This is a genomic window from Pseudomonas sp. NPDC088890 (assembly GCF_044900155.1).
Lineage (GTDB): Bacteria > Pseudomonadota > Gammaproteobacteria > Pseudomonadales > Pseudomonadaceae > Aquipseudomonas > Aquipseudomonas urmiensis.
The window spans coordinates 68,397-89,088 of record NZ_JBJDNG010000004.1 but is presented as its reverse complement, the minus strand read 5'-3'; the positions used below and the strand labels follow the sequence as shown (position 1 = coordinate 89,088).

The 20,692-nt window shown below is 62.3% G+C and carries 20 protein-coding genes; 8 read left to right on the top strand and 12 right to left on the bottom strand.

The annotated features are described in order from the left end of the window. Window positions 1-57 precede the first annotated feature (57 nt). From ACI2JX_RS10680 to ACI2JX_RS10660, 5 genes are read right to left on the bottom strand one after another with little or no spacing between them, the layout of a single operon-like run. Window positions 58-1,041 carry a FecR family protein gene (locus ACI2JX_RS10680; RefSeq protein WP_404690058.1) on the bottom strand — a complete coding sequence of 328 codons (984 nt, stop codon included), beginning with the start codon at window positions 1,039-1,041 and terminating at the stop codon, window positions 58-60. Further along, on the bottom strand, window positions 1,041-1,613 hold the full coding sequence (locus ACI2JX_RS10675) for an RNA polymerase sigma factor (RefSeq protein ID WP_404690057.1): 573 nt from the start codon (window positions 1,611-1,613) through the stop codon (window positions 1,041-1,043). The genes ACI2JX_RS10680 and ACI2JX_RS10675 overlap by 1 nt, the downstream gene beginning before the upstream one ends. A 4-nt stretch (window positions 1,614-1,617) precedes the next feature. Continuing rightward, a complete protein-coding gene (locus ACI2JX_RS10670; protein ID WP_186553791.1) occupies window positions 1,618-1,944 on the bottom strand; it encodes a DUF3325 domain-containing protein in 327 nt (108 codons plus the stop codon). Then, window positions 1,938-3,518 (bottom strand): PepSY-associated TM helix domain-containing protein, encoded by a 1,581-nt coding sequence (locus ACI2JX_RS10665; protein WP_404690056.1) that lies wholly within the window; start codon window positions 3,516-3,518, stop codon window positions 1,938-1,940. Before ACI2JX_RS10665 ends, ACI2JX_RS10670 begins: the two co-directional genes overlap by 7 nt. Then, the gene (locus ACI2JX_RS10660) at window positions 3,515-3,820 is read right to left on the bottom strand and encodes a DUF3649 domain-containing protein (protein ID WP_392464038.1); all 306 of its coding nucleotides are present in this window, start codon (window positions 3,818-3,820) and stop codon (window positions 3,515-3,517) included. Before ACI2JX_RS10660 ends, ACI2JX_RS10665 begins: the two co-directional genes overlap by 4 nt. Window positions 3,821-3,999: 179 nt before the next feature. Here ACI2JX_RS10660 and ACI2JX_RS10655 point away from each other — a divergent pair, with 179 nt between their 5' ends. From ACI2JX_RS10655 to ACI2JX_RS10635, 5 genes are all read left to right on the top strand, one after another. Continuing rightward, window positions 4,000-4,494 (top strand): sigma-70 family RNA polymerase sigma factor, encoded by a 495-nt coding sequence (locus ACI2JX_RS10655; RefSeq protein ID WP_368972264.1) that lies wholly within the window; start codon window positions 4,000-4,002, stop codon window positions 4,492-4,494. Beyond that, complete coding sequence (locus ACI2JX_RS10650) at window positions 4,491-5,420, top strand: FecR domain-containing protein (RefSeq protein ID WP_404690055.1); 930 nt, start codon at window positions 4,491-4,493, stop codon at window positions 5,418-5,420. Before ACI2JX_RS10655 ends, ACI2JX_RS10650 begins: the two co-directional genes overlap by 4 nt. A 239-nt stretch (window positions 5,421-5,659) precedes the next feature. Next, window positions 5,660-7,987, top strand: a complete 2,328-nt coding sequence (gene fecA / locus ACI2JX_RS10645; RefSeq protein WP_404690054.1) for a TonB-dependent Fe(3+) dicitrate receptor FecA — start codon at window positions 5,660-5,662, stop codon at window positions 7,985-7,987. Between the two features lie 167 nt (window positions 7,988-8,154). Beyond that, the gene (locus ACI2JX_RS10640) at window positions 8,155-8,502 is read left to right on the top strand and encodes an HPF/RaiA family ribosome-associated protein (protein WP_404690053.1); all 348 of its coding nucleotides are present in this window, start codon (window positions 8,155-8,157) and stop codon (window positions 8,500-8,502) included. Window positions 8,503-8,638: 136 nt separating this feature from the next. Further along, window positions 8,639-8,935, top strand: coding sequence for a DUF3509 domain-containing protein (locus ACI2JX_RS10635; RefSeq protein WP_404690052.1), 297 nt, complete (start codon window positions 8,639-8,641; stop codon window positions 8,933-8,935). A gap of 3 nt (window positions 8,936-8,938) precedes the next feature. Here the strand turns inward: ACI2JX_RS10635 and ACI2JX_RS10630 are convergent, their stop codons facing one another. Next, complete coding sequence (locus ACI2JX_RS10630; RefSeq protein ID WP_186553783.1) at window positions 8,939-9,409, bottom strand: phosphate-starvation-inducible protein PsiE; 471 nt, start codon at window positions 9,407-9,409, stop codon at window positions 8,939-8,941. A 243-nt stretch (window positions 9,410-9,652) separates the two neighbouring features. Between ACI2JX_RS10630 and ACI2JX_RS10625 the strand changes: the two genes are divergently transcribed. Then, window positions 9,653-9,916: a YebG family protein gene (locus ACI2JX_RS10625; protein WP_264236419.1), complete on the top strand. Its 264-nt coding sequence runs from the start codon at window positions 9,653-9,655 to the stop codon at window positions 9,914-9,916. Between the two features lie 136 nt (window positions 9,917-10,052). Here the strand turns inward: ACI2JX_RS10625 and ACI2JX_RS10620 are convergent, their stop codons facing one another. After that, window positions 10,053-11,072, bottom strand: coding sequence for a Glu/Leu/Phe/Val dehydrogenase dimerization domain-containing protein (locus ACI2JX_RS10620; RefSeq protein WP_264236418.1), 1,020 nt, complete (start codon window positions 11,070-11,072; stop codon window positions 10,053-10,055). A 123-nt stretch (window positions 11,073-11,195) separates the two neighbouring features. On the opposite strand from ACI2JX_RS10620, the gene ACI2JX_RS10615 reads away from it, so the two are divergent. Beyond that, on the top strand, window positions 11,196-12,002 hold the full coding sequence (locus ACI2JX_RS10615; protein ID WP_264236417.1) for a SirB1 family protein: 807 nt from the start codon (window positions 11,196-11,198) through the stop codon (window positions 12,000-12,002). On the opposite strand, the gene maiA is transcribed toward ACI2JX_RS10615, so the two are convergent. From maiA to hmgA, 3 genes are read right to left on the bottom strand one after another with little or no spacing between them, the layout of a single operon-like run. Then, complete coding sequence (gene maiA, locus ACI2JX_RS10610; RefSeq protein ID WP_264236416.1) at window positions 11,996-12,628, bottom strand: maleylacetoacetate isomerase; 633 nt, start codon at window positions 12,626-12,628, stop codon at window positions 11,996-11,998. The genes ACI2JX_RS10615 and maiA overlap by 7 nt on opposite strands. Window positions 12,629-12,640: 12 nt before the next feature. Continuing rightward, window positions 12,641-13,933: a fumarylacetoacetase gene (gene fahA / locus ACI2JX_RS10605; protein ID WP_404690051.1), complete on the bottom strand. Its 1,293-nt coding sequence runs from the start codon at window positions 13,931-13,933 to the stop codon at window positions 12,641-12,643. 3 nt (window positions 13,934-13,936) lie between these two features. Further along, the gene (gene hmgA, locus ACI2JX_RS10600) at window positions 13,937-15,238 is read right to left on the bottom strand and encodes a homogentisate 1,2-dioxygenase (protein WP_404690050.1); all 1,302 of its coding nucleotides are present in this window, start codon (window positions 15,236-15,238) and stop codon (window positions 13,937-13,939) included. Between the two features lie 184 nt (window positions 15,239-15,422). On the opposite strand from hmgA, the gene ACI2JX_RS10595 reads away from it, so the two are divergent. Next, window positions 15,423-16,199, top strand: a complete 777-nt coding sequence (locus ACI2JX_RS10595) for an IclR family transcriptional regulator (RefSeq protein ID WP_404690049.1) — start codon at window positions 15,423-15,425, stop codon at window positions 16,197-16,199. A gap of 6 nt (window positions 16,200-16,205) precedes the next feature. Here ACI2JX_RS10595 and ACI2JX_RS10590 read toward each other — a convergent pair whose 3' ends face one another. After that, window positions 16,206-19,382 (bottom strand): hypothetical protein, encoded by a 3,177-nt coding sequence (locus ACI2JX_RS10590; RefSeq protein WP_404690048.1) that lies wholly within the window; start codon window positions 19,380-19,382, stop codon window positions 16,206-16,208. Between the two features lie 372 nt (window positions 19,383-19,754). Beyond that, window positions 19,755-20,669: an SDR family oxidoreductase gene (locus tag ACI2JX_RS10585; protein ID WP_264236410.1), complete on the bottom strand. Its 915-nt coding sequence runs from the start codon at window positions 20,667-20,669 to the stop codon at window positions 19,755-19,757. Window positions 20,670-20,692 lie beyond the last annotated feature (23 nt).

The window sequence follows — 20,692 nt, the reverse complement described above, 5'->3', positions numbered from 1 at the left end:
ACCTCACCTGTGCTGTGAAAAAAGTTGAAAAATACATTGCCAGTGTCGGCGCTAACGCTACTTCAAAAGGGTCAACCGCCCTAACAAGGTGCTGCGCGAAAAGCCCATGACCTTGCCCAGCGAGTCCAACGCTAGCAGCGGCTCTTCGACCGGGAAACTTCCACTGACCTTACGCTGGCCTTGCTCGCCATCGAGCAGCACGATCCGCCCAGGGTAATAACGGCTGAGATCATCGATCACCTGCGCCAACGGCACCTGGTAATAATTCAACCAGCCCTGGCGCCAGGCCAGGCGGCTGTCACTGTCCACCGCCAACACCTGCCCGGCCACGCCATCGGCATAGGCCAGTTGTTGATTAGCGGTTAGCTCGCGAGGCTGCTGACCCTGCCCGGAGGTTACCGCGACCCGCCCGCTACGCACCGTGACCTGCGCCCCCGCGCCCTGCTCACGCACCTCGAACTGGGTGCCAAGCACCCGCACCTGGCCACCGCCGGCATCCACCAGGAATGGCTGGCCGGTATGGGTCACCTCAAAGAACGCAGCACCGCGCAACAACCGCACGCGCCGCTCGCCCTGGGCAAAATCGATGGCTACTGCGCTGCCCGCATCCAGGCTCATGCGCGACTGGTCTGCCAGGGTGATCTGCTGCACCTGCCCAGCGCTGGTGTAGTCGGCCTGCATATCCTGGAGCCAGAATTGCGGCTGCCAACCGCCCAGGGTGCCCAGTGCCAACACCAGGCACGCGGCAACCGACAGGGCGCCAGCACGGCGTCGCCAGGGGTTGCGGGCTGGCGTCTGGCGGATGGCATCGAGGTAGTGCTGCAGGCTGTCCTGCTCCTCGCCAGCCAGCTTCGCTGCCGGCGCTTCACTCAGGCGCCACAGTGCCTGAGCCTCGGCATAGGCCTGGCGATGGGCGGGGTCGGCCAGCAGCCAACGCTTGAACGCAGCACTCTGTGCCTCGGCCGGATGCTGGTTGATCCGGCTCAGCCAGCTCAGGGCCGCCTGGGCAGGCTCGGCGCAGATCGGGTCGGTACGGCTCATCAACGGGCGCTCCCTGGTCTGCGCATGGCGGATGCGGGCTCGGCAATACTCGCCTTGCACGCTTCGAGGGCGCGCATCATATGCTTTTCCACAGCGCTCTGGGACAGTTGCATGGCCGTGGCGATCTCGCCGTAAGTGCAACCGTGGATGCGGTTGAGCAGGAAAATCTGCCGCGTCCGTTCCGGCAGGGCACGCAGCGCGGCCTCGATCCGTTGCAGGTCATGCTCGACTTGCAGCGCTTGCTCCATGGCTTGGCTGGGTGAGTCTTGATCCACTGCGGGCAGGCCTTCAACGATTCGCCCGCGGCTGCCTTCACTGCGCAGATGATCGATGGCCAGGTTGCCAGCACAGCGCAGCAGGTAGGTGTCCAGCGCCTCGACCTTGACCTCGGGGCGCCGCCAGAAGCGCAGGAACAACTCCTGGACCAGATCAGCCGCAGTGGCACGACAACCTACGCGGCGGCTGACCAACGCCTCCATGCGCGCCCGTTGGGCGAGGAACACTTGCACGAAGCGCGCGCGGCCAGTGGCGCTGTCGGCTTCAGGCTTGCTGATGTCCAGCGGCTCGCTCAAGCGCTCACACGCCGATCACGGCCAGCAGTGGCCCAAGCACCACGCTTGCTGCGGCAAGGCCCAGCAGCAGACGGGGCTGATAGGGCAAGCCGAACACCCACAGGGTCACGCCAGCCATCAGCACAGCGATCCACTCCACCAGCCCCAACGCCCAACCGCGCAGTTGCACGGCAAGCACCAGCGACAGTGCCAACAGCAGCCAGCCGCCGATACGCAGCGCCCGCGCCTGCGCGCCGCTGGGCTTGCGCTTGAGCAGCTCGTTGAAGTGTTTTTCCATGCTCAGGCACAGGCCGGCGAACCCGGCAAAACCGATCAAGGCAATGCTCAGCATCCGTTCACCTCGACCACTTCAGCGCTGGCCTTGGCCGTGCGCGGGGCGCGCTTGGCGACCAGTTTGGGCGCGCGCAGCATCTTGTTCGCCACCCAGCCGAGGAACAGGCCGGTGCCTAGCGCAGTCAGGTCAAAGCCTGCCATGGCCCAATCACCGGCAGCGATCGACTGATCCAACCCCTGCCCAGTGGTCAGCGCGTTGAGCAAGGGCAACAAGGCAAATGCCAGCGCGCCCAGCGCCAGTTGCTCACCCCAGGCCTTACGACCGGGTCGCAGCACGGCATGCACCAGCGACACTGCCCACGCCAGGAAGAAGGCCTTGACCTCCCAGTCGGCGCGGCCCTGCAGGCCAACCGGCAGCAGGCGGTTGGCCCAGAAGAAAGCCGCCACGCCCAGCAGCAGGCCGCTCATGCTGGCAATGTTCAACACTTCGACCAGGCGCAGTTCACCCGGCAGGCTGGCGCTCTTGGCATGCTTGAGCTGGCGCTTGCCCAGCCACATCACCAGGCCAGTGCCAATCACCGCAGTGCCAGCAATGCCGAAGGCAAAATACAGCCAGCGCAGCCAAGGGCCCGCGAAGTTACCCATGTGCAAACCGGCGAAACTGAAGGCGGTCATCATCGCAGCGGATTCCGGAGCGCCCTGGCGCAGCAGCTCGCCGCTGACGCCATCGAAGGTCCAGTTGGCGCTGCGTCTGTAGGCCACATGATCGGCGGCGGCCTGGGTGAAGGTGACCCGGGCACTGCTGTCACCAGGGTTCTGAATCTGGATGTAGCCCATGCGCGCACCGGGGGCCAGGGTCTGGACCTTGGCATAAAGCTCGGGCAGTGGCGCCATCGGCGCGGCGACGCCAGTCACTGCAGGCGGGTCGTCGCGGCCGAACAGGTCGTTGAAATAACCGCCGCTATCGCCGTAGCTGGCAAGGATGCCAGCCGGCATCACCATGTACATGAACAGCACCAGGCTGCTGTAGCTGATCATCAGGTGGAAGGGCAGCACCAACACGCCGATTGCATTGTGCCCATCCAGCCAGGAGCGCTGGCCCTTGCCCGGGCGGAAGGTGAAGAACTCCTTGAAGATCTTCTTGTGGGTGATGATCCCGGTCACCAGCCCAAGCAGCATGATGAAAGCGCACAAGGTCGATAGCCAGCGGCCCCACGGGTAGGGCATTTCGAGCTGGAAGTGGAAACGGTAGAAGAACTCGCCGCCGCGGCTGTCACGCGCCTCGACCGGCTCGCCACTGTGGGCGTCCAGCGCTTTGCTGGTGAAGCCGCGCCGGCCTTGGGCGTTGGGGTCGCGCCAGTTGACGCTCAGTGCCGCCTCGCGCTCATTGGGCAGGCGGATGAACCAGCTGCTGGCGTTGCCGGCGTTGCTCTGCAGGTACTGCTGGGCCAAGCCCAGGCTTGCGACCGGGTCGAGCTGATGGCTGCGGATCTCAGGCTGGGCCCAGTGGCTGATCTCTTCCTTGAAGTACGACAGCGTGCCGGTCAGGAAGATGGCGAACAACAGCCAGCCGAAGATCAGGCCGGTCCAGGTGTGCAACCAGGCCATGGCCTGGCGGAAGCCCTCTTTCATGGGTTTTTCATCCAGTAGGCCAGTCCATTGATCATCCCCAGCAGCAGGCTCGGCAGCAGCACGCCAAGCCAGGCGCGCCAGGCACTGCGACAGGCAAAGCACCAGATGAAGGCCAGCAGGTAGAACACAAACGACGACAACAGGCCGGTCAGGGCCGCGTCCACTTGCGCCATCGGCGCCAGCAAGGCAATGCAGACACTGGTCATCGACGCCAGCAGGTAACCGCCCAGCAACGCAGCCAGGCTGCGTGAAGTCACGGCCAGTCGATAGCTCAGGGGCAACCCGGCGGCTTTGCTTTTCATGACGCGGTCCGAGAAAACGGGGCTGCAATAATAATGATTTCAATTCTCATAAGCAAAGTTCAAGCGACACGTTTTGATGAAATCGGTCGCTCGGCAAGGATTGCCGTAGATCGATCGCCTGAATACAATGCGAACAATTCTTACTTCCAGTTGCGCAATCAGGCGCCGGAGTGTCGACGGTGTCCAGCGCCCTCTCTTCTACGGTCGAAGGCCTTTATCACGCCCATCACAGTTGGTTGACCGGCTGGCTGCGGCGGCGCCTGGGTTGCCCGCAAAACGCTGCGGACCTCGCCCAGGACACTTACATCCGCCTCTTGCAGGCACGAGAAGTACCGCAGCTGGTAGAGCCGCGGGCGTTTCTGACCACGGTGGCCAAGCGCGTGCTGTGCAACCACTTTCGCCGCCAGGAACTGGAGCGCGCCTACCTCGAGGCCTTGGCCCAGGTGCCCGAAGAGTTCGCGCCGTGCGAGGAGCAGAAGGCGATCATCTTCGAGACGTTGCTGGAGCTCGACCGCTTGCTCGACGGCCTGGCGCCCTTGGTCAAGCGGGCGTTCCTGCTGGCTCAGGTCGACGGCCTGGGCCAGGGCGAAATCGCACGGCAGCTGGGCATCTCCCTGGCCACGGTCAAACGCTACCTGAACAAGGCGGCCATGCGCTGTTACTTCGCCCTGTGAACAGCACCTTCTGCGCGCAGGTGGCCGAACAGGCCGTGCACTGGCTGATCGAGTCCCAGGACGAAACGTTCGACGTTGCCCAGCAGCAGGCATTGGAGCGCTGGCTGGCCGCAGACAGCGAGCACCAGCGTGCCTGGAGCCATATCCAACAGGTCAACCAGCGCCTGCGTGGCGTTGCCTCACCGGTGGTGCACGCCACCTTGCAGGCGCCGCCCTCCCCGGCCCGCCGCCGGGCGCTCAAGGCGCTGCTGCTGGTGGGCATGGCCAGCGCCGCCGGCTTGGGCTTGCAGCAGCACACAGCGCTGCCTGGGCTGATGGCCGATTATCGCAGCCCGGTGGGGCAGCGGCGGCGCATGACCCTCGACGACGGCAGCGAGCTGCAGCTCAATACCCGCAGCGCCGCCGATGTGCGCTTCGACAGCCAACAACGGCTGGTGCGCCTGTTCGAAGGTGAATTGCAACTGCAAGTGGCCAAGGATCCACGGCCGTTGCTGCTGCGCAGTGCCGAAGGCGTACTGCGCCTGGAACAGGGCCGGTTCAACCTGCGCCAGGTCAATGGCTTTAGCCAGGTGTCGGTGTTCGACGGCAGCGCGAGCGTGGGCGGGCACGCATTACTGGCCGGACAGCAGGCCAGGTTCGCTGGCAGCGGTTGGCAGGCGATCGCCCCGCTACAGCGCAATGTTGGCGCCTGGGTCGACGGCATGCTGGTGGCCTCGCAGATGCGCCTGGCGGATTTTCTCGACGAGCTGGGGCGTTATCGGCAGGGTCAGTTGGGGTGCAGCGAACAGGTCGCGGACCTGCGTATTTCAGGGTCGTACCCGTTGGATGACAGCGAGCGGATTCTGCAGATGCTGGAGGTGGCGCTGCCGGTGCGGGTGAGGCGATTTACCCGGTACTGGGTGACGGTTGAATCCCGGACCAGTTGAGTCACTCGGCTGTCAGCACCGACCTCTTCGCGGGCAAGCCCGCTCCCACAGGTACAGCGCCAACCCTGAGATCAGCGCTATCCCCTGTAGGATCGGCGGTGTGCCGCTGCGACTTGCTCGCGAAAAGGCCAGTACAGACACCGAAATAAAAAGGTTTTGAAAAATATCGAAATCACCTGAGCCATTTAGCAAAGCTCGCGTGACAGAGAAGGCAGAACCCCTTCTCAAGGACCACTCACATGCTGCTTCGCCCCAGCCCTCTCGTTCAGGCGCTCTTGCTCACCACCACCCTTGGCCTCGCTGTGCCCGCCACCCAAGCGGCCGATGCCCGCGCCTACCACATCGCGGCCGGCTCGCTGGAAGATGCGCTCAACCAGTTTGGCCGCGAAAGCGGTGCACTGATCTCGTTCGGCTCGCAGTTGACCCAAGGCATGCAAAGCCCAGGGCTGGACGGTCAGTACGAGGTGCGCCAGGGCCTCGATGCCCTGCTGCGCGGCAGCGGCCTGCAAGCCCGCCAGGAGACTGGCAACGCCTTCAGCCTGCAACCCATCACCGCCCCCGCGGCTGGTGCGCCAGTAGAATTGGGCGCCTCGACCGTGGTCGGCGACTGGCTGGCCGAAGCCCGGCAGGACAACGTTTTCGAGCACCCCGGCGCGCGTGACGTGATCCGCCGCGAAGCGTTCGAACGCAGCGGCGCCAGCAGCGCGCGCGAAGTGCTCAACCGCATCCCTGGGGTCAATGCCCCGGAAAACAACGGCACCGGCAGCCATGACCTGGCGCTGAACTTCGGCATCCGTGGCCTCAACCCACGCCTGGCCTCGCGCTCGACCGTGCTGATGGACGGCATCCCGGTGCCGTTCGCGCCCTATGGCCAGCCGCAGCTGTCGCTGGCCCCGCTGAGCCTGGGCAACATGGACGCGGTAGACGTGGTGCGCGGCGGCGGAGCGGTGCGCTACGGGCCGCAGAACGTCGGCGGCATCGTCAACTTCGTGACCCGCGCCATTCCTGAACAGGCGACCTTCAAGGCCGCCATGCAAAACCAGATCAGCCCTTCCTCCAGCCACGATGGCTTCAAGAACAGCGCCAACCTGCTGGTTGGTGGTACCAACGACAACGGCCTGGGCGGTGCTTTGCTGTACTCCGGCACCCGTGGCGGCGACTGGCGCGAACACAGCGACACGCAGATCGACGACCTGATTCTCAAGGGCAAGCTGCAGCTCGACGAGGCCAACAGCCTGCACGCCATGGCCCAGTACTACGAGGGCGAGGCGCAAATGCCTGGCGGCCTGAGCAAGGCCGCCTTCGATGACGACCCGTATCAGTCGACCCGCTTGAAAGACAAGTTCTGGGGCCGTCGCACGCTGGTCAACGTCGGTTATGACTACAAGCAGGATGACCGCCAGTTCAGCGTCAACAGCTTCTTCACCAAGACCCTGCGCAGCGGTTATCTGGACCAAGGCAGTTTCGTCTCGCTGTCGCCGCGCGAGTACTGGGTGCGTGGTATCGAAACGCGTTTCTCGCAAGGCCTGGCGCTGGGCGACAGCTGGCACGAACTGGGTGTTGGCTACCGTTACATCAACGAGGCCGGCCACGAACTGCGCTTCCGCGAGCCGGTCAATGGCGAGCTGCCAACCACTGCCAGTCGCAACGACCGCGACACCCGCGGCAATACCGAAGCGCATGCCATCTACCTCGATGACCGCATCGACATCGGCCGCTGGACCATTACCCCGGGCGTGCGCTACGAGATGATCGACTCCGAGCAGAGCAACAAGCTCAACGGCCAGCGCTACCAGGGCAGCTACAACACCGCCCTGCCGGCGCTTAACGTGATGTACCACCTGACCGACAGCTGGAATCTCTACGCCAACACCGAAGGCTCGTTCGGCAGCGTGCAATACAGCCAGATGCCCAACCGGGTCAGCAGCGGCGAGGTCAAGCCGGAGAAGGCGCGCACCTGGGAAGTGGGTACCCGCTACGACAACGGCGATCTGCAGGCAGAAATCGGCGCGTTCCTGATCAACTTCGACAACCAGTACGAAAGCAACCAGACCAACGACTCGGTGATCGCCCGCGGCGAAACCCGTCACCAGGGCATCGAGACCAGCGTGCGTTATGCCCTGGATGGCTTGAGCCCTGCCCTGGCCGGCTTCGATGTGCATGCCAGCTACGCCTTCGTCGATGCCACTATCCGCGAAGATGGGCCGAACAAAGGTAACCAGGTGCCGTTCTCGTCTCGGCATAAAGGCACCCTGGGCGTGGGCTACAGCGAAGGTCCGTGGCAGTTGGACCTGGACAGCAGCTTCCAGAGCAGCCAGTACGCCGACAACGCCAACACCGGCGAAGAGAGCGCGGATGGCAGCACCGGGCGGATTCCTGGCTACATGCTGGTCAGCACCCGCGCGGCCTACGATTTCGGCCCGCAGTTGTCCAACCTCAAGGTCGCGGTGGGGGTGAAGAATCTGTTCAATCGTGAGTACTACACCCGCTCGTTCGATGACAACAACAAGGGCAAGTACGTCGGCGAACCTCGAACTTTATACCTGCAAACATCCGTTGCGTTCTGACGGCCCTAGATGATTTCAACTTTATTGCAACAGGAAATTTTTCTTTCTCAAGGGGTTGAATTCGCCGCGCGGATGCCTGACCTTAGAGTCAAGAGGCGAAAAAATTCCACAGGCCTCAGTGGCCTAGGCACGTCTCTTTGCGAGCAAGCTGAATAAGGGTTGAAGTCATGCAAATCCAGGTCAACAGCAGCAACCATATCCAAGGCAACATCCGGCTTAACGAGTGGGTCCGCAGTACGCTTGAAAGCACCCTCGAACGCTACGAGGACGACCTCACCCGCATCGAGGTCCACCTGCGCGACGAAAACGGCGCCAAGCCCGGACCGCATGACAAACGCTGCCAGATGGAGGCTCGCCCCAAAGGCCACCAACCGATTTCCGTGACCCATACCGCCACCTCGCTGGACCAGGCAGTCGATGGCGCCGCCAGCAAGCTGAACAACGCCCTGGAACACTTCTACGGCAAACTGCGTAGCAAACGCGTGATCCTTGAAGTGAATGATCCCGAGGAATGATCGAGGTTGCTTGAACACAAACGCCCGGTGCACTGCACCGGGCGTTTTGCTTTCTGCCTTGACCCGATCAGCGGCCCTGAACCAACCCGCCTGCCCGTCGGTCAACCCCTGCATTGCCACTTACAGATGCGCGACCATGAACAATCCATTCGATCAAATCAGCGACGCCTTCGCCCCACGCTACCGGGTCAACCTGAGCATCGAACGCCTGGATGGCAGCATCATGCTGACCTTGTCCGATGACAGCGGCATCGTCGCCAAGCGCCTGATCAGCCAAGCCCAGCGCAACGACCCCGTGCGCTTGCAGCGGGTGATCGACAGCATCCGCCTGGGCCTTGCCATCGAACAGGGCGACAATCCCCTTGAGGTGCTCGCGGCCCTCACCCGCGACCCAGGCCAGCAGCATTTCAGCGCCAGCCACATCGCCAACTAAGCATTAGCGACCCTCGTCGACTTCCTTGCCGCTGGCGTCCAGCACCCGGCTCGACGGGTAGCGGTAGGAGGCATAGCGCACCACCAGGATCGCGAAGGCCAGCAGCAGGATGCCGCCGCACAGGTACAACAGGCCAACATCCGGCGCCTTGTGGTGCGACACATCGCCAATCAGCAAGCGGGTCAATGCCGTAATCGCCACGTACAGCAAAAAGCGAATGGGCATGTGGTTGGTCTTGAAGTAGATCCCTACCATCGCCCCCAGCTCCAGATAGATGAACAGCAGCAGGATGTCATCGACGCTGACCCCACCTTTGCTGAGCATGTCCAGGAAGGTCATCACAGCGGCCCAGGCCGTGATCCCGCCGATACCGAACAACGCCAGGTAGTGGAACGACTCAACGCACAGGTTGCCCAGCGAGTCGGCCGAGCCATGCAAGCCCTTGCGCAGTTTTTCTGCCCATTTGATGTTCACGATGTTCGATTCCCCGATACGAGCTGAAGGATGATGCGCCACGCCTGTGACGCTTGTGCCATGCAGTTAAAGGGCCAGGCCCTTGGCTTGGAAGGCGACCGATTGCCGCAAGGCACCTATGGGCTACGCTTTTCCCGGATATAAATGGCCACTATTGGCTTGCATTGGGGTGGCCCGAGCGATTACTGTATATAGATACAGTAATTGATCAATCCAACCAGCTAAAAGGCACAGAGGTGATGAATGGCCGTCGAAGTGGTGTACCGCAGCAGCCGCGACCCGGAGCGTTTGTTCATGGATAAAGCCGAAGCCGATCGTCACGACAAGATGCTCGAACTCGCCGAGCGCCTGGCTGAGGTGCTACAAAAGGCGGTGCCTTCGTTGACTGAACAGCAGGTCGAGGAAGCCGGTATCTACATGGCCAAGAACCGCGATGTGTTTGCCCGGGCGTTCAAGAGCCAGCCGGATGCGTTGGCTGAGTTGCTTGAGGGTGGTGGCGAGGAATAAGTTTTGGGGGCCTGTTCTGGCCTCTTCGCGGGCAAGCCCGCTCCCACAGGTACAGCGCTTAACCTGAGAACAGCGCAATCCCTGTGGGAGCGGGCTTGCCCGCGAAGAGGCCAGGACAGACAACATCAAACCCGGATCATCCGTAAAGCAACCGCTCCGCCAACATCTGCGCTACCCGCGCCGGCGAGCGCTTTTCCGCCTGGGCATGCGCAAACACTTCCGTCAGCCGCGTAGGAATGCGCGCCAGATGTGCAGTGATAGTGCCCAGGTCTACTCCTCGATGGGTCAGCGCCACATAGATCAAGCCACCGGCATTGATCACATAATCAGGCGCATACAGAATTCCGCGTTTTTCCAACTGATCGGCCACTTGCAAGGTGGTCAACTGGTTGTTCGCCGCCCCCGCCACCGCTGCGCAACGCAGCTGCATCACGCTTTGGCCATTGAGCACCGGGCCAACACCACAAGGGGCGAAAATATCGCAGGGCGTGCTGATCAAGGCGTCATTGATCACCGGATGGGCATTGAATTGCTCCACCGCCAGGCGCACTTTGCCAGGGTCCAAATCACTGACCAGTAATTCCGCACCCGCCGCATGCAACTGCTCGGCCAGTGCATAACCGACATTGCCCAACCCTTGTACCGCAACCCGCAAACCTTCGAGATTGTCGCTGCCCAGACGCGCCATCGACGTCGCGCGAATCCCGGCAAATACGCCCATGGCGGCATGCGGTGAGGGATCGCCGGAGGCAGTGGTGCTGGTGACATGCGGGGTGGTTTGGGCAATGCAGTCCATGTCCAGGGTCGAGGTACCACTGTCGACGGCGGTAATGAAACGCCCTTGCAAGCTGTCGACAAATCGCCCGAATGCCTCAAACAGCGCCGCGCGGTTTTCCACATGCGGATTACGCACGATGACTGCTTTACCGCCCCCCACCGGTAGCCCCGCCAACGCCGCTTTGTAGCTCATGCCTTGGGCCAGGCGAATAGCGTCGGTCATGGCGCTTTCGTCATCGGCGTAGGGCAAGTAGCGGCAGCCGCCCAAAGCCGGGCCCAGCTGCTCGCTGTGGATGACCACCACCGCCTTGAGGCCGGTAGGTGGGTCAATGAACAGGTGCAGAGACTGAGTGCGGGTGCTTTGCATGAGCGCGAACATCAACGGGCTCCCCGAAGAGGTGCTCCACACAGTATAGGCAGCCCGCAAGCCCATGTATCGCAGCCGGACCACTGGACGAAACCGCGCGCCAGAGCTAATAGTTAAGCGTGTTGGGAGATTTTCATGAAGCCACGTCAAGCCTGCCTGGCCTGCCTGGAACGCGAGCCGGTCGCCCTGCTGGAAGCCTCGTTATGGATTGCCGCCGAGCACGACCGCAGCGTCGAGCCCGCGGACAGCCTTGCCCGGCTCAATGACCTGCAACGGGAGATCAATGCCAGCCTACCCATGTTGCCGGTTAGCGAACTGGCGCAACCACTGCTGCGCCAGCTCACTGCCTTGGGCTTTGCCCAGGACGAATACCACCCGCTGCGACCCCATGCGGCATTAATGGACAAGGTCTTGCTGCGCCGCCGTGGCCAACCGCTGGTGCTGGCGATCCTGGCGCTGGAGCTTGCCAGGCGTCTGTCGATCCCACTGGAGGGGGTGAACTTCCCCGGTCATTTCCTGCTGCGAGTACCCGGCGCCGACCACTTGCTCGACCCGTGTGGCGGACGCCGTCTGTATCCGGCTGAATGCCGCCAGTTACTGGCCCGTCAGTTCGGCCCGCAAGTCGCGCTGAGCGCTGACCACATGCAAGTGGCCAGCCCCAGGCAGATGCTGCAACGGCTGTCGCGTAACCTGCGCCAGTTGCACATCAGCAACGACAACGACCTGGCGGCACTGATCGATGCCGAGCGGGTGATGCAGTTGGGGCCGGTGCTAGTCAGCGACTACCTGGCGCGGGCAACGCTGTATCAGCGCCTGGATTGCCCGCAGGCCGAACGCTTCGACCTGGAGCATGCCCTGCTGCTGACCGACGACCCCGTGCAGCGGGTAAAACTGAGCGAGCGGCTGGGCCATCTACCCGCCAGCAACCCGTCGATTCACTGAGCCGGGGTGTCTGGCTGCTGGGCGGGATGCGCCTGGACGAAGGCCGGATGCTGCTGGGCCAGCGCCGCTACCCGGCGAATTCGCGGGTATCCAGTGAGCTCGACATTGAACCGCTCGGCCGCGTACAGCTGCGGTATCAGGTAGAGATCGGCCAACCCCGGCGTCTGGCCGAAGCAGAAGCCGTTATCTCCGATCAACTGTTCCACAGCCGCCAAACCCTGGCCAATCCAGTGGCCAATCCACTGATTGACCTGCCCTTCGTCATGGCCCAACTGACGCAGCTGGTTGAGCACACTGACGTTGTGCAGCGGGTGAATATCGCAGCCAATCAACGCCGCCACCCCGCGCACCTTGGCCCGCGCTTCAGGCGCGGCGGGCAACAGCGCCGGCTGCGGATAGACCTCTTCCAGGTACTCGATGATCGCTGGTGACTGGACCAGCACCTCACCACTGTCAGTACGTAGCGCCGGCACTCGCCCTTGAGGATTCACCGCCAGATAATCATCCGCGCGGTGCTCGCCCTTGAGCAGGTTGACCGGCAGGGCCTGGTAATCCAGACCCTTGAGTGCCAGGGCGATGCGCACCCGGTAGGAAGAGGTGGAACGGAAGTAAGTGAACAGCTCCATCACCCTACCCTCTTAGTTGGCCGCGACGACCTTGCCGCGGCATTCGCCGAAGCCGATGCTGGCCACGCCATCCTTGCTGCAGCGCGCACGCAGGATGATCTCGTCACCATCTTCGAGGAACTTGCGCACCTCGCCGCTGGCCAATTCGATTGGCTGCTTGCCGCCTTCGGTGATCTCCAGCAGGCTGCCGAACGAGCCTGGCTGGGCACCGGACAGGGTGCCCGAGCCGAACAGGTCACCCGGCTGCAACTGGCAGCCGTTGACGCTGTGGTGCGCGACCATCTGCGCCACGGTCCAGTACATGCTGCGGGTGTTGCTCAGGGTCAGGCGATGCGCCGGCAAGCCTTGCTCGCGCATGCGCTCGGTGATCAGCAGCACTTCCAGTTCGATGTCGAAGGCGCCATTGGCCTGGTCGCGTTTATCCAGCAGGTACGACAGCGGCTGCGGATCGCCTTCAGGGCGTGCCGGCTGGGCGCAGCGGAACGGCTCCAAGGCTTCGGCAGTAACCACCCAAGGCGACAGGCTGGTGATGAAGCTCTTGGACAGGAATGGCCCCAGCGGCTGGTATTCCCAGGCCTGGATATCGCGCGCCGACCAGTCGTTGAGCAGGCAGTAGCCCGCCACGTGCTCGGCGGCATCGCCGATGGCGATCGCCTCGCCCATCGGGTTGCCCTGGCCGATCCAGATGCCCAGTTCCAGCTCGTAGTCCAGGCGTGCACAAGGACCGAACACTGGCTCAGTCTGGCCGGCTGGCAGGGTCTGGCCCTTGGGCCGGCGCACCTCGGTACCCGAGGGGCGCAGGGTCGAAGCGCGGCCGTGATAACCGATGGGGACGTACTTGTAGTTAGGCAACAGTGGGTTGTCGGGGCGGAACAGCTTGCCGACGTTCTTGGCGTGCTCGATGCCGACGTAGAAATCGGTGTAGTCGCCGACCTTGGCCGGCAGGTGCAGCTGGCACTCGCTAGCTGGATACAGCGCCGACGTGAGCGCAGCCTGGTGTTCGCTGCGCTCGCCGAGCAGCGCCAGCAGACGCTCACGCAAGGCTACCCGGGCGCTACGGCCGAGGGCGAAGTAGGCATTCAGCGCCCCCCCCTGGGTCGCCTGTGCCGCTTGCTTGGCTGGGCCCTCGAACAGTCCGGCAGCGAGCACCGCGTCCAGGTCGAGAATCGCCTCACCAATGGCCACGCCGCAGCGCAAGGCTTCACCCGGGCGGCTGAAGATGCCCAGCGGCAGGTTTTGCAGAGGGAAATCGCGATGGCCGTTGGCGTGCTCGACCCAGCTACGGGCGATGGCGGTCTGGTTCATGGGTTATCTCCGGTTCGGGTTGAAGGTGCTCGGCAAGGTGGCCCAGCAACTATCGTAGTCGGCCTGCAATTGCGGGCATTCAAGGGCATGCTGGCTCGGGCGCAGCACTTGGCTGGTCTCGAACATGAAGGCCATGGTGTTGTCGATTTTCTGCGGCGCAAGCTCGGCGCTGATGGCTTTGCTGCAGGTCTCGGCGTCCGGGCCGTGGGCGCTCATCACCCCATGCAGCGAGGCGCCGCCGGGCAGGAAGCCTTCGGCCTTGGCATCGTAGGCACCCTGGATCAGGCCCATGAACTCGTTCATCAGGTTGCGGTGGAACCAGGGTGGACGGAAGGTGTTCTCGGCCACCATCCAGCGCGGTGGGAAAATCACGAAGTCCATGTTGGCCAGACCGTGAACGCTGGTCGGCGAGGTCAAGACGGTGAAGATCGAAGGATCTGGGTGATCGAAGCTGACCGTGCCGATGGTGTTGAAACGGCGCAGGTCGTATTTGTACGGCACGTTGCTGCCATGCCAGGCGACCACGTCCAGCGGCGAGTGCTGCAGCTCGCAGGCCCAGTGTTCGCCGAGGAACTTCTGTACCAGTTGCACCGGGCCGCGGGTCTCTTCGTAGTGTGCCACCGGGCTGAGGAAGTCACGCGGATTGGCCAGGCCGTTGCTGCCAATCGGTCCGAGGTCGGGCAGGCGTAGCGGTGCGCCGTGGTTCTCGGCGATGTAGCCACGCGCTTGGCCATCGAGCAGTTCGACGCGAAACTTCATGCCCCGCGGGATTACCGCGATTTCCAGCGGTTCGATTTCCATCACGCCCAATTCAGTGGCGATACGCAGGCGGCCCTGCTCGGGCACCAGCAGCAGCTCGCCATCGGCGTTGAAGAACACCCGCTCCATCGAACGGTTGGCGCGGTAGATGTAGATGCTCACGCCCGCAGGTTTATCGGTCGCCGAGTTGGCCACCATCGGCAGCCAGCCCTCGATGAAATCGGTCGGCTCGCCGGGAATCGGCTGCGGGCTCCAGCGCAGGCGGTTAGGCGTAACCGCACCAAGTGAGCCTGCCAGGGGCTGGCGTTCCAGGCGCTCGAAGCGCGGGTGCAGCGCCGAGGGACGAATGCGGTACAGCCAGGTGCGGCGCAGCTCGCTGCGGGTCATGGTGAACGCGGTGCCCGACAACAGCTCGGCGTACAGGCCATAGGGCGCTTTTTGCGGCGAGTTCTGCCCGACCGGCAAAGCGCCAGGCAGCGCCTCGCTGGCGAATTCGTTGCCGAAGCCGCTCAGGTAGTCGATTGCGGGGGACGTGTCGCGAGTCATCGATGCCTCCGGGCTCGAAGCGAGCCATGCTGGCAGCTGCTGCCAGCTCAATTGCCCATGCGGCAAGCACCGGTAGCGCGTCTGCATTGTTTTTATCGTAATCAGATTACGAATAACGTAATTTGATTGGATCAAGGCGTCAAGCTATAAAGACGCCCTCAGTCTTCCCCGGATGCCCAGCCCCATGACCACCGCCCGCAACCCTGCCGACACCGGCAAGCAGAAGGTCCGCTCGGCGGAAATCGGTACCGACATTCTCAAGGCGCTCGCCGAACTGTCGCCCTCGACCTCGCTGTCGCGCCTGGCCGAACACGTGCAGATGCCTGCCAGCAAGGTCCATCGCTACTTGCAGGCACTGATCTCCAGCGGCTTTGCCGAGCAGGACCCAAGCACCAACCACTATGGGCTGGGACGTGAAGCACTGCGCGTGGGGATGGCGGCGCTGGGCAGCATCGATGTGCTCAAGGTGGCCGCACTGCCGCTGTCGCAATTGCGCGACGAGCTCAATGAGAGCTGCTTCATCGCGGTGTGGGGTAATCAGGGGGCAACGGTGGTCAGTATCGAGCCGGCGGTGCGCGCGGTAACCGTGGTGACCCAGATCGGCTCGGTGCTGCCGCTGCTCAGTTCATCGACCGGGCTGGTATTCGCCGCTCATCTGCCGGCGCGCGAGACGCAGGATTTGCTGGAGCGGGAACTGGCGATGCTCAAGCAGAGCGCCAGTGATTATGCCCCCCTGCTGGAGGCGATACGCGAGCGTGGTCTGCACCATGTGCACGGCTTGCTGATGCCGGGGGTGGATGCCCTGTCAGCGCCGGTGTTCAACGCCATGGGCCAGATCGCTGCGGTGATGACTGTGGTCGGCCCGACTTCGATCTTCCACGCCGATGAGCAGGGCCCTGCGGCACAGCGCCTGTTGGCTGCCGTGGAGGCAGTCAGCAGGCGGATGGGTTATCAGCGCTAGGCGGATTTACTTGGACGACAACACCGACGGTGGTTCATTTTCAGCGAATATCGGCTTGATAAAGTCGATAAACTCATCAGTGAAGAGGCTGCTAGCGGCACTCGCAGTCTTGAGACCGTATGGAGACGCGAGCTCTTTGAACCACGCCTTCAGCAACTCGACTGCCGGTCCCGATGGACCCGGGCGCAACTTGCTCCAAGCGGCGGCAAGGCCAGCGCTAACTACGCTCGTGACGCCCGTCGCCGACGCAACGCCGGTGATCCCTAGCAGGAAGAAAAAGGCACTCGTCAGCTTTTCCCCATCCCACCAACTGGTGTAACTCTTGGAGAAGTCCCTGACTGCCTGAATCAGGTTGATAACAGCAGCGATTGGCGGGAACCCGAGGGACAAGGCACTGGCCACTTTGCTGCCGATCAGGTCGACCGTTTCAAAAACCCGGCTCGCGACGCTGGTGGTTTGTGACCGCGCATCGTCAAGCAGATGCTGAACACGCCTTTGGTGATCCTTCTCCCAGCTATCGATCCGGTCGACCAGATGAGGAAGCGCATCAAGCACCACTTGTTTACCGTTTTCCCAGCGATCGCTATCCAGCGCCCTCATGGCAGCTTTATCGGAGTGAATAACCCGGCTGGTAAAGTATGGGCCGAGATTTTCCCTGTACCAGCTTGAGGCAATGTCCATGAACGTGCGTACAGTTTGACCATTGGCCGGGTCACTGAGGTAAACGAATCGCTCACCTGCCGTGTTTTCTAACAGATAGCAGCCGTCGACCAATCGGTATTCACCACGGTGGAAGGCCAACCTGCCTAGCCGGACGTTATCCAGAATGTCTATCTCAACCGGCGTCTGAGCGAGTTCTTTCAACCAGCTTGCGTCGGTGTCATCAAGGTAGCCCTGTAGACTTGCCGCCAAGAAATCGCGGCGCAGCTTCACGTTCATCACCAACCCATGCAACCTGAGCTGACGCTCGCGTTGGGGGCGGTCATCGGCCAGGTAGCGGTTTTCCAGACGTGTGCTGTATTGCTCCCGTACCTGGCCGCTGAAGCCACGGATGGCACTGGCCAACAAGGACAGGTTGAGGTGCGAAAGGTCTTGTCCGCGGGTTGAACTGAGGGTGGAAAACCCTGCGAAATTGAAGCCTGTCGGATACCCCCACGCCATCCATTGGGTGAAGCTCAGCGCGCCCTCGGATGACTCGACCCTGACCGTGTCGGGGTCAATCCAGAACCCGCTGTTGCCGGGATACCCATTGATCCGGTCAGAGGCTTGATCATGGGCAAAATCCAACAGCGTCTGCATGCCATTACTGGCGATGTAATCCGCCTCCAGGGCAGCCAGTTGATTGTCCAGGAAGTCCAAGTGCTGCCGGTCTTCCTGGCTCGCCTCGAGATACCATTGAGGTGTTGCCTGAAGCCGATTGCTGCGATGGACCGAGAGCCGCCCCTCAAGCAGCATCTGGCGCAAACCACCGTCGTGTGGCTGCAGGCCGATGATAGTCGGACGCCAGGTGATGGGTTCTACCCGATGGACGAATTCTTGCACCGGTTGCCGGTGCTGCACAGGAATACGCTCCAGCAGGTAGGCAATGCCAACAGGGTTATTGAGCATCTCGAAGACCGCCTCGACCAGCTCCCGCTCATTGGCGAAGCGCTGGAAGTGACCGCCTGGCGAGCCTGGGGCATAAAGAATGAAGGACTCGTCAGTGGCAAAGGCAACCACGCCATCTAAATACTGCTCGCGCAGTTGCAGCCGGTGCACCTGCAGCTCAGCAGTGGGCTGATCATCCTCGAGCAGGGCGATGAGGTTGGCGTAGGTCGGCGCAGGCAACACCTCAGCGTGCAGCGCAGCCAATGCCGCAAACAGCATCTCGGCGCGGATAAGCTCACCTAGCAGCGCCTGGGTTTGTGCATCCTGATAAGCCGCGCTGACTTCGCGGTAGTAGCTCTCGCGCAGATTGAGTTGATTGATCATTCTCTGCAGCACAGCATGGGTTAAAACCTCTTCCAGATCCGGGGCCGAAGGCTCGACGAACAGGTCATAGCCGTCATAGCCGCCACTGATAACCCAGTCCAGCACCGTGGATTTACGCTGTCCTCGGGCGTTGCTGAAGAGTCGATGAATTGTCAGTTGGGTTTTTTCCGGGGCGATCCGCAGGCCGTCGGCATTTGCCTCCAGCCATGCCCTGATCCGCGCTGCGGCAAACGTCCGATAGTCCGCAAGACTGCCCAAATGGTCGTCGAACGTTGTCTGTGCATCGATTTTGGCTTGCTCCAGCGCCGCATAGTGAGCCAGCTCGTCACCTTCAAGCTCAGTCACCCACTGCACCTGGGTGCTGAGTCGGTAGGCTTTGAGATAGCTGGCCACGCGGTCCTGTACCTGGCTAACCCAGCTATCCAGACGTATAGCGGCGTTGAGCCTGCTGAGCGACAGCTGATCGTTGGAGGGGTGCCGGGATACCTCGCCCAGTAGCTGAATCTGCAAGTCCTGCAGGTCTTCGAGCATTCTGCGCGATACCGAGTAATCAACCTCCTCGAAGCTCAACTCCAGCGCGGCGCCCTCCCGTACAGCAGTGCGTAGCGCAGCCGGGATCGTCAGCGTCCATGGCTCGCCCGCCAGCAGGGCTTGCTGCACCCGAGCCGCGAGCGTTACCGGCTCAGCACTGAACCAGGCCCCCCAACCCAGGCCATACACGAGGAAATCTTCACCACCGTGACTGGCAACGTCGAAATCAGCGGTATAAACGAAGCAACCCGGTAAACGCACCTTGATCTCGCCCGCCTTGGCAATGACCTGACCAAGGTCGATATCCGCCTGCCCACTCCACAGCGCTTCCACCCGCTCCCGGATCGACGGCTCAGTTATTGCCAGTATGGCCACTTCCAGTTCGAACAAGTCCCTCAACTGGTTACGCAGACGGCCTGAGGAAAAATGCGCTTGCTCCTGCCACCACTGGTCATTGGCGTCTCGCCACTCCCCCCAACGCTCGTCGAATTGCTCAACCGTAAGCAGCGCGGGCTCCGTAGATTCAGCCTGCGGCTCTGCGGCAAAACGCGGTGCATCTGCAAGCTGCCCCTGAATGGCGACAGCAAGCAACGACACCTGCGCCAACATTTCTTCGTATGAGGTAGGAGAAGTAGCTGTTTTCAGGAACGACAGGTCTGGAAACAAAGTATCGGAAAGCATGGCGAACTCCGAAGGTTGTGTGGAGTTGCAGTCTGCTTTTCGAGCTGTACGACACAGAAAGGGGAAACCCTTCCTGGATCCAGGAATAGGCGTCTGCGCGATACGCGCCTGCGGTTGAAGCACTGTTGGATAATCGCGACCCAGAGCCGCGCGATTATCACCCATGATGTAATAGAGAATGTCAGAAGCGACTATTTTTCCCACAGGATCAAGCGCTTATTCTTATCTCACTGGTTAGCGCGAAGGGCCCTCCCCCCCGCCTTTCGCGCCACCCCAGGTTCACCGACGTTGATTTTGAAGCTCCTTGATCTAACGTCTCGATTGGCCGCTGCGCTTGCAGCGGCCTTTTTTATGCCTGCAAGAATCTGCTGTTCAACTCAGCGGATATTTTTGCAGATTGGCCATCATTTGCTGCAACGCCTGCAAGCTGTCTTCGGGATGCAGCGCGCCTTCGAAATCACCAATCTGCGCCCAGTGATCGGCGACCTGTTCGGGGGTGAAGCCTTCACGCGGATCGAACCCTACGCCCACACTGCGCTCCCAACGCAGCTTGCCTATCCAGCCACCACCTACTTCGTACAGTTGGCCACTGTCCTGGCAGTGCTCGCTGCCCAGGTACACCACCAGCGGGCTGATCAGTTCGGGCTTCAAGCGCTCGAACACCTGCTGGGGAATCAGCCCTTCGGTCATCCGGGTACCACCGGTAGGGGCGATGGCATTGACCAGGATGCCGTGCTTGCGCCCTTCAATGGCCAACGTTCGGGTCAGGCCATACAGACCGAGCTTGGCCATGCCGTAGTTAGCTTGGCCAAAATTGCCATAGATGCCCGAGGTCGAAGCGGTAAATATCACTCGCCCCCAGTTTTGCTCGCGCATATGCGGCCAGGCGGCGTGAGTGACCTTGTAGGCGCCTTCGACATGAATCCGATAGACCTGGTCCCAGTCGGCGTCGTCCATTTTGTGGAAGGTCTTGTCGCGCAAGATGCCGGCGTTGTTCACCAGCACATCGATCCGGCCAAAGCTGTCCAGGGCCTGCTCGACGATGCGCCCGCCATCGGTGACCGAATCGTGGTTGGCCACCGCGGTACCACCGGCAGCGCGAATCTCCTCGACCACCCGATCCGCCGCCGAGGCACTGGCGCCTTCGCCATGGGTGCTGCCGCCCAGGTCATTGACCACCACCTTGGCGCCGTGCGCGGCGAACAACAGGGCATGGGCCCGGCCCAGACCGCCACCGGCCCCTGTGACGATCACCACTCGATCTTGCAGACGTACGGGCTCGCTCATGCTCATGGCTCCACAGGGTGATT